At 39.1% G+C, this 13,355-nt stretch carries 16 protein-coding genes; 12 read left to right on the top strand and 4 right to left on the bottom strand.

The window, feature by feature from the left end; translation table 11 throughout:
• Positions 1–29: 29 nt before the first annotated feature.
• Positions 30–650, top strand: a complete 621-nt coding sequence (locus BLS16_RS07750; protein ID WP_092331934.1) for a histidine phosphatase family protein — start codon at positions 30–32, stop codon at positions 648–650.
• A 73-nt stretch (positions 651–723) separates the two neighbouring features.
• Here the strand turns inward: BLS16_RS07750 and BLS16_RS07745 are convergent, their stop codons facing one another.
• Positions 724–1,746 (bottom strand): phospholipase D-like domain-containing protein, encoded by a 1,023-nt coding sequence (locus BLS16_RS07745; RefSeq protein ID WP_092331932.1) that lies wholly within the window; start codon positions 1,744–1,746, stop codon positions 724–726.
• Positions 1,747–1,886: 140 nt separating this feature from the next.
• Between BLS16_RS07745 and BLS16_RS07740 the strand changes: the two genes are divergently transcribed.
• Positions 1,887–4,193: a M28 family metallopeptidase gene (locus tag BLS16_RS07740; protein WP_092331929.1), complete on the top strand. Its 2,307-nt coding sequence runs from the start codon at positions 1,887–1,889 to the stop codon at positions 4,191–4,193.
• A 66-nt stretch (positions 4,194–4,259) separates the two neighbouring features.
• Complete coding sequence (locus BLS16_RS07735; protein ID WP_092331926.1) at positions 4,260–4,499, top strand: YkuS family protein; 240 nt, start codon at positions 4,260–4,262, stop codon at positions 4,497–4,499.
• 234 nt (positions 4,500–4,733) lie between these two features.
• Here BLS16_RS07735 and BLS16_RS24545 read toward each other — a convergent pair whose 3' ends face one another.
• Positions 4,734–4,868: a hypothetical protein gene (locus BLS16_RS24545; protein ID WP_282433728.1), complete on the bottom strand. Its 135-nt coding sequence runs from the start codon at positions 4,866–4,868 to the stop codon at positions 4,734–4,736.
• Positions 4,869–4,934: 66 nt separating this feature from the next.
• Between BLS16_RS24545 and BLS16_RS07730 the strand changes: the two genes are divergently transcribed.
• The 8 genes from BLS16_RS07730 to surE all read left to right on the top strand — a co-directional run bounded on the left by BLS16_RS07730 (position 4,935) and on the right by surE (position 11,034).
• Positions 4,935–6,212, top strand: a complete 1,278-nt coding sequence (locus BLS16_RS07730; protein WP_092331924.1) for a class I SAM-dependent rRNA methyltransferase — start codon at positions 4,935–4,937, stop codon at positions 6,210–6,212.
• A 64-nt stretch (positions 6,213–6,276) separates the two neighbouring features.
• Positions 6,277–6,726, top strand: coding sequence for a Fur family transcriptional regulator (locus BLS16_RS07725; RefSeq protein WP_014903434.1), 450 nt, complete (start codon positions 6,277–6,279; stop codon positions 6,724–6,726).
• Between the two features lie 227 nt (positions 6,727–6,953).
• Positions 6,954–8,120: a tetratricopeptide repeat protein gene (locus BLS16_RS07720; RefSeq protein ID WP_092331921.1), complete on the top strand. Its 1,167-nt coding sequence runs from the start codon at positions 6,954–6,956 to the stop codon at positions 8,118–8,120.
• A gap of 185 nt (positions 8,121–8,305) precedes the next feature.
• Complete coding sequence (gene queD / locus BLS16_RS07715; protein WP_092331918.1) at positions 8,306–8,683, top strand: 6-carboxytetrahydropterin synthase QueD; 378 nt, start codon at positions 8,306–8,308, stop codon at positions 8,681–8,683.
• 35 nt (positions 8,684–8,718) lie between these two features.
• Positions 8,719–9,450: a 7-carboxy-7-deazaguanine synthase QueE gene (locus tag BLS16_RS07710; RefSeq protein WP_092331916.1), complete on the top strand. Its 732-nt coding sequence runs from the start codon at positions 8,719–8,721 to the stop codon at positions 9,448–9,450.
• A 36-nt stretch (positions 9,451–9,486) separates the two neighbouring features.
• Positions 9,487–10,059 (top strand): GTP cyclohydrolase I FolE, encoded by a 573-nt coding sequence (gene folE, locus BLS16_RS07705; RefSeq protein ID WP_176786104.1) that lies wholly within the window; start codon positions 9,487–9,489, stop codon positions 10,057–10,059.
• 17 nt (positions 10,060–10,076) lie between these two features.
• Positions 10,077–10,268, top strand: coding sequence for a YpmA family protein (locus tag BLS16_RS07700; protein ID WP_014903429.1), 192 nt, complete (start codon positions 10,077–10,079; stop codon positions 10,266–10,268).
• Positions 10,269–10,281: 13 nt separating this feature from the next.
• A complete protein-coding gene (gene surE, locus BLS16_RS07695; RefSeq protein ID WP_092331913.1) occupies positions 10,282–11,034 on the top strand; it encodes a 5'/3'-nucleotidase SurE in 753 nt (250 codons plus the stop codon).
• A gap of 99 nt (positions 11,035–11,133) precedes the next feature.
• Here the strand turns inward: surE and BLS16_RS07690 are convergent, their stop codons facing one another.
• Positions 11,134–11,358, bottom strand: a complete 225-nt coding sequence (locus BLS16_RS07690) for an alpha/beta-type small acid-soluble spore protein (protein WP_092331910.1) — start codon at positions 11,356–11,358, stop codon at positions 11,134–11,136.
• Positions 11,359–11,472: 114 nt separating this feature from the next.
• On the opposite strand from BLS16_RS07690, the gene BLS16_RS07685 reads away from it, so the two are divergent.
• Complete coding sequence (locus BLS16_RS07685) at positions 11,473–11,736, top strand: hypothetical protein (protein ID WP_092331908.1); 264 nt, start codon at positions 11,473–11,475, stop codon at positions 11,734–11,736.
• Between the two features lie 5 nt (positions 11,737–11,741).
• On the opposite strand, the gene BLS16_RS07680 is transcribed toward BLS16_RS07685, so the two are convergent.
• Positions 11,742–13,286, bottom strand: coding sequence for a putative polysaccharide biosynthesis protein (locus tag BLS16_RS07680; protein WP_092331905.1), 1,545 nt, complete (start codon positions 13,284–13,286; stop codon positions 11,742–11,744).
• Between the last annotated feature and the right edge of the window lie 69 nt (positions 13,287–13,355).

Raw genomic sequence — 13,355 nt, 5'->3', positions numbered from 1 at the left:
ATACTGGAAGCTTATAAGGGGTTGTAGTTATGACAAGGATAATCCTAACGCGACATGGACAAACCTTATGGAACATAGAAGGACGAGTTCAAGGCAGCTTAGATTCTCCCCTCACTGAAAAAGGAATACTTCAAGCGAGATCTTTAGCTCTGAGGTTAAAGGACGAGGGAATTAATCATATTTATACAAGTGATTCTCTTCGTGCAATTAACACTGCTGAAGAGATTCGAAAGGGAATTGGACTTGAAAAAATATTATCGGATCCAGCTTTGCGCGAGTTTTCCTTTGGGGATTGGGAAGGTTGCATTTGGCAAGAGTTAAGGGATAGGAATCCTGATATCTTTAAGATATGGGACTCAGAGCCACATCTGGTAACAACACCTGGCGGAGAGAACATGGAGCTTGTGACGGACAGAGCCTGGAATTACTTACAGCAGATTATTCAAATACATCAGGGCGAAACAGTATGTCTGGTGACCCATGGATTAACCTTAAAACTTATTGTGACCAAAGCAATGGGTTTTAAGGTTCATGAATGGGCTAAAACACCATGGCAACATAATACTGCACTTAATATCTTAGAAGTTGAAGGAGATCAATGGATCCCCTTAGTTATTGGAGATTGTCAACATTTAGATGGTTTAGAGTAGATAAGTTACTTAACTAAAAAATCTAAGGGCAGGCGCCGAAGCGCCTGCCCTTAGATTTTTAGTCCCGAAATTTCTACTCGGAGCTTTTTTCCCAATCCATATTAAACATAGTGACTAGTTTGTTAGTGGCGACCGGGGAAGGAACGGTAATAGAAAATTCATGGTTAGCAAGAAAGGAATAACGTGTCCAACCAGAACTGCTTAACACAAATGCCGTACTATCAAATAGTGCTAAGTTTAGCCCTAGCTGACTTTGACTGGGGTAATAACGTATTTTAACTCCGCTCAATGACAATTCCTCCAGAGTAACTGGGGTTTTAGTAGTCAATGTACGATCAAGAATAAGACGTACGTCACATCCTTTAGCTGCGGCGTCTATCAATGCTTGCTTAAGGTCAGGCTCCGTAACTTCAGTAGTCTCGATCCAAATGGATTTTGTGCTGGAAGAAATATGATCAAGAAGTTGCTGCCGGACGTTAGCATTGGTTGCCAAGATAATATTATCTTCTGGAAGTGAGGATGTTTTTGAGACATCTAAGGGCAAGGTTGTAGTGAATGCCCAATCTTTCGAAAACAGTGTCGCTGCTTTCCATGCAGATCTTCCATTTAATTCAACCGCAAGATCGTGTGCTTGAAAGCCTTCAGCAGTCCAGGTAGGGCCGTAGATGAGAGCTCGCCTATGGTCAATAATGAGGTATTTAGTGTGATTAATCTGGCCTTTTTGGGCTGGGTAAAACTGAACTGAGACATTTTGGCTTTTCAATTGATCCAAGGTAGTTCGATTGGCCTTTTGCCACTGATCTAAAAGAATACGTACATCGACACCAGAACTTGACTTAGCTATGAGCAGTTGGATGAGATTTGGGTCATCAAAAACTGCCTGCTCTACATAGATTGATGATTGAGCTGATTCGATAAGTCTGACTGTCTGATTATAAATGGAGTCTTTGTCAATAAATAACGCTTCAGCTGGCAGGTCGGATATTGCTATTTCTTCAGGGAAAAGGTCAGGTACTTTAATTGTACATCCGCTTATAAATAGAATGTTGAAGGTTAGTAGAAGGAAAATCGAAATGATGGAATTCCTCTTTGACATGCGCATACTTCTCCCTGGAAAATATTATGACTACATTATACCATAGACCTCTTATTGGATAAAACCATTGTAGGCATAACCGTAAGAAGTTTTTCATAAGAATTGGCAAGGTGAGTTTGAAGTTCGAAGGGGCATGAACTATGAAAAAATACAGATTAATAATAATTATCTTAATACTAGCGTTAGGATTATCTGCTTTTTCGTGGTCGGTTTCTTCAAAAACTGATTCGATTTCGGTTCTAAAGAATTCAATATCTGGGTTTTCAGCAGATAATGCGTATGAACATACAAAGCATCTAGTACAAAAAATTGGACCACGACCAGCAGGTAGCAAGTCAGAATTAAAGGCCGCTCAATATATTAATTATGTTCTAAGACAAAATGGATGGAAGGTACGCGAGCAGCCCTTTAGTAAAATTGTTGTACGAGAAGCTTCTGTGCTGCAAAGGGAACAACAAGTGGAACTGATTAGCAGTCAGAATATTATCGCTGAATTGCCTGGAAAACGACCCGATACAATCATTGTCGGGGCACATTACGACTCGGCAACTGTAAATGCTCCTGGTGCAGTGGACAATGCTTCGGGTGTTGGTGTTTTATTGGAACTTGCCAGGGTGCTTAGTCAGGAGTCCCACGAAGAAACCTACCAACTTGTCTTCTTCGGAGCTGAAGAGTATGGTCTTGTTGGTTCTCAGTTCTATACATCCCAAGCAGATTTATCCGCGGTTCGTTGGATGCTTAATATAGATATGGTTGGAAGTCCTCTGGAATTTGATGTTGCCGGTAAAAAATCGACCCCACCGGATTTAATCAAGCAAGTAGTAGCCTTGGCAGGCGAAAGCGATATTCCTTTTCATCTTAGTCGAGATTCGATAATCATGACTCGTGAGAGTTCCCAAGGAGGAACAAGTGATTACAGTCCGTTTTTAGATCAAAACATTCCTGCAGTTGGTCTAGGTATCTATGGTAGACCAGAAGGGTATTTCCATCGACCGGAAGATCGTCTTGATCAAGTATCCTTGGAGGAATTCCAGAAAGTCGGAGACTTCAGCTATCGGTTATTGACTACAGTGGGGATGGACACTATAGGGCCCCATGAATGGGATGAATTCTATCTGCCATTTCAGTTAGGAAAACATGTAATTATTGTCCCCTCCTATGGAATACGAATTATTACAATCTTAACATTCTTGTTAACGTTATTACTATTGATTAAAATTTATAAGAATCATAAAAGGCAAAAGAATGCTTGGCAAAAAGTATTGGCGATAATAGGAGTTACTCTAGTACTTAGTGTTATTGTGGTTATTACAAGCGGAATTGGTGAGGTACTGTGGGGACTAGTTAAAGAGGTGAAACTTCTATATGTTGCCTATCCTTTGATCTTTGTAATAGCTCGACTGGGTATTGCTCTGGCGGTTTTTCTGCTAATTGCCGGTTACTTACATAAACTGCCTATTGTTCGAGATCCTCAGCTATACTGGGTTATCGGGGTGAGCTTACTTTTAGGGATTAGTTTGATCTTAGCACTTACACGTATTGACTTAGCATTTCCATTTGTATTTTGGTTATTGTGTATGAACCTTCAGTTTTTATTACCCAACATTATCTTAGTACTAATAGGCCCATATTTCCTTATTTCGATGCACTGGGGGCTTTTTAATTCCCACCAATGGATCAGTTTTTATCAAGCAATTCATAATTATTTTCTGGTTTTTTTAGTAATTTACAGTGTTCTGCTGGTTCCTTTCTTTCTGTCCCTTTTCCACATTGGGATTCCCAAGGCAAGTCTTTTTAAAAAGATTTTATTCGCAGTCCGTAAGCCTTCTTTAGGTGCCATTACCTTATTAATCTTAGCTCTTGGAATGGTTCCTGTTTACACAAAATCTTATCCACAGGTAGCTGTTGTTCAGGAGGAATGGTCAGGACAGAGTGAGGGAAAGGTACATGTATATTCAGATGATCCCTTACCAGCAAAAGTAATTCAAGATCTCGGTGGTCAGGAATCCAAAAGTATTTACGTGCCTATACTCAATGAAAAGCCGCCAATTAACATGGAGGCTGCCATGGTCGAAACAACTAAAAATGGCCAGCGAATTTTGGATATCACTCTAAAGTTAAACTATTCCCGGGAACCGTACTTAACTCGTATTAGACTGGAAAGCGATCAATCCTTTGAAGTACTAACAGATGAGTTCTTGCCAATGTCTAAGCTTCCGAGGAAACTGGAACTAAAAGGGATTCAACACATCAGTGGTAAGTACTCAATTGTTTTACAGAGAACGCCCCCACAGAGAAATCACATTCATTTGACCATCGAAACCCAGGGGTTAATAAGTTGCTCAGTAGAAGCAATGTTTTCCGACCCATCTCCGAGAATACAGATCCAACACGAATTATTATCGATAGATTACCAAATATGGTTCAAAGAAATGTATGATTTTTAAGAAAAAGCTATGAATAGTTAAATTCTATTTGGGAATTATAAAGATAATTTGGAGGAGGGTGAGAAAATGTATACAACGATTGCTGTTGAAGATGGTCTGGGAAATGTTATTCAGGCTCTTCATAATGCTGGTTTTAAAACAACTCCTTTAGAAGGTCAGCCCTTTAAGAATGTTAGGGCGGCTGTGGTTAAGGGAGATGGAACGGATATTTTGGCCAGTGAATGGTCTGAAAAAATGCCTGTGATCAAAGCTTCAGGCAGAAGCGCCGATGAAATTGTCGATCTTCTTCGAGATCGACTCTCATAGTTATTGATCAATTTCCCTGCGCTCTTCATTTTTCATAGCGCATCGGCACTGGTTCATTCTCACTTTAAGTGAGTGTGGGCCAGTACTTTTTTATAAACTATTTGGCGAAATTAGATATAGTGACCCAAAAGGCATATTTACCATATACTGGATAGAGTTAGACTATTCAAAAAGGAGTTGTTCTTATGTTCTTTGGACTTATTCCCTTTGCTCTGGGTTTTGGTTTAGGTAGTTTTACAGCAGCGCCCCGTTATGTTCCGTATCAATATCCGTATCCGTATCCGCCATATCCTTATCCGTATCGCGGATGGTATTAGAATTCTGGGCTAAAATGAAAGAAAAGAAAGCAAAGCCTTTCTTTTCTTTCATTTTCGAGGTATATTTTGAAGGATGCCAATGTCACATTATAGGGTAGATTGAAAGTGAGGGAGTATATTGTCGGTTCCGAAGGCGTATCTTAAAAAAAATCGCAAAAGGCGGCTTGAACATGGTCATCCTTGGGTTTTCCCTGGTGAAATTGAAAAGATAGAAGGGGATCCAAAAGGTGGGGATGTTGTACATATTGTAAATCATGTAGGACATTTTTTGGCCCAGGGGTTCTATAATCCACGGTCTCAACTTATTATTCGAGTTGTTAGTTACTCGGAGGAGCAAGAAATAGATCAGGAAATGTTTCATCAGAAGATTGAGCAAGCATGGAAGCGGCGACAGTGGTTGGTTCCGGAAGCTAAATCCTGTCGAGTTGTTCATGGCGAAGCTGATTTTCTGCCTGGGTTAATTATTGATAAATACGATGATATTCTGGTAGTACAAATACTTTCTTTAGGGATAGAAACCCGGCGGCAATGGGTCTATGATGCCTTAACGAAGATCTTTAAGCCACGTGGAATTTATGAACGAAGTGATGTCCCAGTCAGGAAACTCGAGGGACTTGAATTACGGGAAGGTTTTGTTAATAAGCCGTTTGATACTAAGGCAACAGTTATAGAAAATGGAATAAAGATTTCAGTAGATGTCGCCGAAGGACAAAAAACTGGATATTTCTTCGATCAGAGGGAAAATAGAGCGGCTTTAAAACCTCTGATTAAGGGATGGGGAGTTAAAAACGGTATAGAACTTAACGAAGAAGGTCTTCCTGTAGATCAGAATGGGAAAGTAATCAAAAATCCCTTTTGGGATGGTGCTGAGGTATTAGATTGTTTTTCTCATACCGGCTCATTTATGTTACATTCCTGTCTCTATGGAGCAAAAAAAGTGACCTGTGTGGATATTTCGGACAAGGCCATTGAAATGGCAAGAGGGAATGCTTTACTTAACGGATTCTTACATCGAACAGAATTCATTGCTGCCAATGCCTTTGATTATTTACGAGAACAGGTAAATGCGAAAAGAAAATGGGATATTGTAATCTTAGACCCACCTGCTTTTGCCAAAAACCGTCAATCAATTGAAGGGGCAGTACGAGGATATAAAGAAATAAATCTCCAAGGAATGAAATTAGTACGAAACCAAGGGATTTTGATAACAGCATCCTGTTCATATCATTTGAGTTCGGCTAGATTTTTTACTATGCTCCAAGAGGCTGCAGCAGATGCACATAAAGTTTTACGACTTGTAGAATTCAAACGTGCGGGTTTAGATCACCCAGTATTACTGGGCAGCGAAGAAACAGATTATCTAAAATTTGCAATCTTTGAGGTGTTTAACCGATAATTTGCAAGAAAATCCCTTGCAAAGGATTTTTATTACCATATAATAGGTATGAGGAGGGCTGGGAATGGAGGAAGTAAAAACTTTCGAAAGCATTTGCAATTTGTTACGCAACCGCTCCTATAAGTTAACCCCTCAGCGTCAAACAATTTTACAGACATTTCTAGAACACGTTGATAGACATTTGAGTGCTGAAGAGGTATACATGTTAGTAAAAACCCAAAATCCTGAGATTGGACTAGCAACTGTTTATCGCACCTTAGACATATTAGCGGAAATAGGAATTCTGCTTAAAAATGATTTCGGCGATGGGCGAAGTAGGTATGAGTTTAGCCGGAAAGATGAACATCATCATCACCACCATCTGATTTGCTTAGGTTGTGGAAATGTATCAGAATTCGATGATGATTTATTGGAGTCACTGGAAGCTGTGATTATTAAGCGTAACCAATTTAAGATCTTGGACCATGATTTAAAGTTTTATGGATATTGTAATGAATGTGGAGAGGGGCATTAAATGCACCTCTCATTTTTTTATTGTAAGAGAAGGTTATGCAATATATTAAAGAACAGAAGTTAGAATCCTCAGATAGTGACGAGTTTGCTAAGTTAAGGAAGATGATATTGCGAATTACCGCGTATTTGATTGGCATTTGACGTTCGATTCTTGTTCTAAATTAAAGGGGAAAACAATGTGAAAGGAGAACCTAAATATGGAAAAATAAGTAAAAAGGAGAGAAAACGATGGCTCTACCTATAGCCTCTAATAACAAGCAACAAAGGCCCTCTCTTCAAAATTCATATTTGTGGAATTTTCTCCAAGCCAGATGGCATCATAGCTTAGGGAAAACTGATGATGCAATTCAGAAATGGGTGGATCTATTAAATCGGGAGTCTTCTAAGCCTCGGTTAAAAGAAGTAGGTTATTTAATTGAGATTCAAGCACTACAAGAGGCTAGAGAATACTTAGAACAACTGGTAATTAACTCTGATGAAGAATTAGCAGAAATTAATTATCTTCTCGCAAAGTGTTATATTGGACAAGCTTTACTGCCCCAGGCCAAAGAAAAGATTGAGCAAGCAATTAAGGTAAAACCACAGATTGCTAAGTATTGGGATTTACTTGCTGATTGTAATCTAGAGCTGGGAGATTGGCGCGATGCCATTAAAGCCCTAGATAATTCAATGAGGGCTGCCCCTCAAAACGCAGAAACAAATTATCGTTTAGGAATGATTTATGCTTTTCATGAAGAGTATCATGAAGCTTTAAGATGTTTTCAAGGGTGTTGTCAACTTCGCCCCCGAGAATTCTTGTATTGGGAAATGAAGGCTGAAATGCATTTGCTTTTAGAACAACTGAAAGATGCCTGCAGTAGTTACGAGAAGGCACTTCGCTATGGAGGAACCCCTGATTTAGCGGCTAGATTAGCCTATTGTTACATTCAAGATGGTGAGATCAAAAAAGGGATTCAGTACTATAAATATACTTTGAAATATGAACCGGATCATTATGACAGTTTAAGTAATTTAGCAGCTGTTTATCAAAACCTTGGACGTTCCCAAGAAGCATTAGTATTGTTGGAGCAGGCCAAAAACATTTACCCAAAGGATCCGATTTTGCTTAATAATCTTGCTTTTACATTGGTTCATCAGGGTCGTACCCGGAAAGCTGCTGAGTATTATCGAGAAGCATTAGAGCTGACACCTGATCATCCTTTGATTCTCTACAATTTAAGTGTTTGCCTGACTCGAAAAGGGAATTGGCAAGAGAGTATTGAACTGATCAATAAATTACTAGATATTGACCCCAACCATTCTGCGGGTTGGGCCCTGCTGGGAAATATTTATGACCAAATTGATCAGTCCGATGTTGCAATTGATTGCTTTAATAAGGCATTAAAACTTGCCTAAAAGAGAAAGAGCAAAATTTTTCTTCTAAACAGAAGATAGAACACTCACTGGATAAGTGGGTGTTCTATTTACTTTTTCAGTAGAAGTATTAAATAATAGTAAAGGATTGATTTTTTGATATTTCATTTTCTTTTGTCAATAATAATGGTAAAATAAAATGTAATTTGTCTAATAAGGAGTACTAAATGTTTCAGGTATGTGTTCGAGCGCACTTTGATGCAGCTCATTATATTCGAGATTATGACGGGGATTGTTCTAACTTACATGGTCATCGTTGGGATATTGAGGTTTGTATATCAGGTGAAAAGTTAGACCATTTAGGAATGTTGATCGATTTCAAAGAAATTAAGCAAGCAATACGAAAAGAAGTAAAATTACTTGATCATTGTTTATTAAACGACTTAACTCCCTTTGGTGCTAGTGGAGTTAATCCAACTGCCGAGAACTTGGCTCGTTACTTGTTTTTAGAATTCAAGGAGGCCTTGTCACTTCAGGAGAAGCGCTTAGCTTGGGTTAAAGTATTTGAGTCTCCTGATACCTGGGCCATTTTTAGAGAAGATTAAAACGTTGTTCAGTGGTAAGAGAGGTTTGTTTTGAAATGTTAAAGTTGCCAGTAACCGAGGTGTTCTCTTCAATACAAGGTGAGGGCCCTTATGTCGGAGTTAGACAAGTTTTTCTTCGCTTGCCGGGCTGTAATCTAAGGTGTCCTTACTGTGATACTGTAACGACAACCCTCCAAGAACTTCGCCAGGAAAGAGACCCGGGCTCGGGGGAGTTTAGTGTTATTAAAAATCCAATTTCCATTGATACGTTATCACAGTTACTTCAGAAGTATAATTTTTCTCTTCATCATTCGATTAGTGTAACTGGTGGTGAGCCTCTTTTGTGGGCTCGTGAATTGAGTGAATTACTACCTTTGTTGAAAGAGAAAGGTATCAAGATATACCTTGAAACCAACGGGACTTTGCCTGAGCAACTCCTACAAGTTATGCCTTGGGTTGATATAATAAGTATGGATATTAAGCTGCCTTCTAATGATGATAATTTATGGGATCTTCATAAATCTTTTTTGCGCTTAAGTCTTCAAAAAGAGGTCTTTGTTAAAATCGTTGTTCAAGAAGATACTGGGCTTGTAGATCTAGAGTACGCTCGAGACCTAATCGCGGAGGTTGATCCGTTAATCCAAACAATTTTGCAGCCTGTAACAGCAACACGTGGAATAGTAACTCCAAAACCCTATCAACTTCTAAGCTGGCAAAGTTTTTTTCTTCAAAAACTAAGAAACGTGAGGGTTATTCCTCAAACACATGTTTTTATGGGACAACTATAGTGAAAAACTATCACATAGAGAAAAGGAGAAAAAAGTATGGGGATGGATTTAGATAAGATTGAGCAAGCTGTTCAAATGATCCTAGAAGCCATAGGAGAAGATCCTGATCGGGAAGGGCTTAAGGATACACCGAAGCGTGTAGCGAGAATGTATGCAGAAGTTTTTAGCGGATTACATGAAGATCCGAGTCACCATTTAAATGTGCAGTTTTCTGAAGAACATGAAGAGATGGTAATTGTCAAGGATATACCTGTTTATTCAATGTGCGAACATCATTTAGTGCCATTCTATGGCAAGGCTCATGTCGCTTACATCCCGAGAAAAGGAAAAATTACAGGATTGTCAAAATTCGCCCGTGTGGTTGAAGGATTTGCCCGCAGGCCGCAATTGCAAGAGCGGTTGACCTCGGACATTGCGGATGCTATTGTGGCTAAACTCTCTCCACTAGGTGTTTTAGTTGTCATTGAAGCTGAGCATATGTGTATGACTATGAGAGGGGTTAAGAAAGCAGGATCACAAACCTTAACCTCTGCTGTGCGAGGAATATTTAAGACAAACCCCATCACGAGATCAGAAGCATTTTCATTAATTCAGGGACACAGATACTAAGAAAGAGGTAATTTTGGGTGAATGACAATATTAACCCGTCTGATCGTCAAGGCAAAATTGAACTGATTGCCTCACAACGCTTGGGGGTCAATGGGGAGCTCTATAAAGTAGTAGATTTTCTTAATAAAAACCTTAAAGGATATCGTCTAATGTTTGGCTTAACAAAAAAAGAAGATAAAATGGTTATTTCTGTTTATGAAGTTGAGTGACCGGGAGGACCATATGCATATATTACTGACTAATGATGATGGATATCATGCCGATGGTATTCAATCATTGTATCGCAAACTACGCGCCCATACTGAGCATCAAATCTCTATCGTTGCTCCAGAAGGTCAGCGTTCGGCTACAGGACACTCCATAACCTTGTTTCATCCCTTGTTTATAACGGAATACGATCTTGAGCGCAATGAAAAAGGGTATGCAATTAGTGGAACTCCTTCTGATTGTGTTAAGCTTGCTATTCAGGGTGGGATTATTCCTAAACCAGATCTGTTGATCTCAGGTATCAACCAAGGATCAAATTTAGGAACAGATATTTTTTATTCTGGAACAGTATCGTCAGCTATGGAAGGGGTGATTTTGGGAGTTCCATCAATCGCAGTTTCTGTAGCAAGCTTTGAGTTCGTAGATTTTGGGCCCTCTGCTATCTATATCGCCCAACACTTAGATTCCCTAGTTCAGAGTAATAGGGCAGGTTTAATGAATATTAATTTTCCCGGTAAACCCTCGTCTGAGTGGCAGGGCTTAAAAGTAACCAGACTGGGAAAAACTGTATATGATAATGTCTTTGAACGCAGGATTGATCCTCGAGGAAGAACTTACTATTGGCAGTGTGGGGAAAGAATAAGAGATCTTGAAGAGGATACTGATCTAAGAGCGATTCAAGATAACTATATTTCTATCAGCCCAATGCATAGCGATCTGACAGATTTTAAGAGTCTTGAGTCTTGGAAAAAATTATTTACCCATTAACTCTTTCCTCTTCAAAAGGGTATAATAAAGGAGTACAGATCTTCTCTGTACTCCTTTAACCATTTACAGCTTCATTATTTATTCTTTTATAAATTTATTTTATGGATTGTTATTGAGAGATTCTTTAGCTCTTCGAATCATAGTTTTGACCATACTCCCACCAATTCTGCCTCCTACATGACCACACTCTCTTGAAGTCATATTTTCCCATCCTTGACTTTTTATCTTATTGCTTAAACCTAATTCTTCGGCAACTTCCCATTTAAATTGATCTAAGACTGCTTCCGGTAGAATTCCGCTATTTTTATTATTTCTACGACTCATATTTTACATCTCCTCTCAAATCTTAACTCGATATTAGTATTAACAGATGTTGAGAAGTTTATTGTACATAAATAATGGTTACACAATTCGTTTTTACTAATGGAGGAAGCTTTAATGATAATTGGAACATTTATTTTCTACTTTGTGCTGTTTATATTCATTTTTTCCTATCCGGGACTCAAACAGAAGGATAACTGTCATTCTAAATCAGTTCTTAAACTATTAGCTATACCTGCTCTATTAGGACTTGGTATGGTGTTTTTAACGGTCATCAAAGTATACTTTATTTATAAGATCTTTGCCTTATTAGCCCTTTTAGTGATATTTGTTTTGACATATTGGCAATGGGGAACTCAAATCACTCGTTGGTGGAAGTGAAATATCTAGAGAGGTAGATATTTGCCTATCCAGGGAAGTCGCCTTAGATCGTTAAAGGAAACCCCGCCATTAAAGAGCAAAATTATACCATAGACCACTATTCCAACCAGAAATTCCAAAGGATATCCTATTACATTCCCCCTGAAAAATGGATCTAAGAATTGAAATACAAGAAGCATTCCTACTCCTGCAAAAATTGGTTGGAGAACAAAACGTTGAAGGTCTAAAGGCATTCCCGTATACCTTGAAATAGCCAAAAGATTAAGAACGGCCATAATAAAGTAACCAAGTACATAAGTCCAAGCCGTCCCGCGCAAGCCCCATTGGGGAAGACCTGTCAGGTAGATTAATGCCGGGATGCGAATAATCGCTGCAACGATTGAATGCATGACGGGGAGCTGAACCTTCCCTAATCCTTGGAGAATTCCCGTTGTGGTTTGCTGTATATAGGAGCATATTCCCCCTAAGGCTAAGATCTGTAGAATTGGTGCAATCGCTGAACTTTTAAAAAACGAAGTAAGTGGATGAGAAAAATAGAACAAAATAATTAGACAAGGAATGCCAATAAGGATTGTCAAGCGAATAGCTTCAGCGCTGCGAGCGCGCACAACATTGAGCTGCCGTCTTGTTGCGGCTTCTGATATGGCAGGTACTAGTGAGGTTGCTAAGGCAAAGGTAAAAACACTCGGAAAGGTCAATAACGTAAAGGCTGATCCGCCAAGCTGGCCGAATAAGGTTACTGCTTCACGGGCAGAATATCCGGCTGCTTGAAGTCTGAGAGGAATAATAATCGCGTCTAGGGAAGATAAGCCTGTAGCAAGCAATCGGCCAAGGGTTACTGGGTAAGCTAATTTCCAGAGGCTCTTTAATATTTCGCGAGATGAATAGGTTGGCGATGAGTTATCCTGTGAAACTTTTGATTTTGATCGTTGATATTGGAAAACGATAGAAAGCAATCCGACTAATTCGCCGGCAAGCATCCCTAATGCCAAACCTGCGGCTGCCCACTCTACACTATTTTGTAATAGTCGCAATGCTGTTGTATAACCAATTGCTACGCGAATAATTTGTTCGAAAATCTGGCTCACAGCTGTTGGAACCATGTTCTGTAAGCCTTGAAAGTAGCCTCGAAAGACTGAGGAAATCGATACAATAAAAATCGCGGGAGTACAGATAAGAAAAGCATTAATTACTCTTGAATCAGAAAATATTCTTGTTGCAAGATAAGGAGAAAGGAAATAGAGAACAATTGAAACAATAGCCCCAGAAAAACTGAGCAGCACAAGAGATAGTCGTAAAATGGATTGAGCGTTGGAGAGACGACCAAGGGAAACTTCCTCAGAAACCATTTTAGCAATTCCTAAAGGAATACCTGCAGTAGTAATAACAAGAGCAAGCATGTAAATAGGAAAAACCATATTAAATAAACCATAGACTTCCCCACCAATATTAGTCATTATCAAATATTGGTAAGCGAAGCCCAACAGGCGGTTAAATAAGTTGGCTCCTAAAAGAATAGCAGCACCGTAGACAAAAGTCCTTCTCGCCATATGACCCTCCCAAATCTGAGTTATATATATGACTATGCTTAGAGAAAAAAAGAAATGCTTAGGTTTTTT

It is taken from the genome of Desulfosporosinus hippei DSM 8344, assembly GCF_900100785.1.
Taxonomy (GTDB): Bacteria; Bacillota; Desulfitobacteriia; order Desulfitobacteriales; family Desulfitobacteriaceae; genus Desulfosporosinus; species Desulfosporosinus hippei.
Note: the sequence above shows the minus strand (reverse complement) of the source record. Positions and strands in the feature narration are given on the sequence as shown.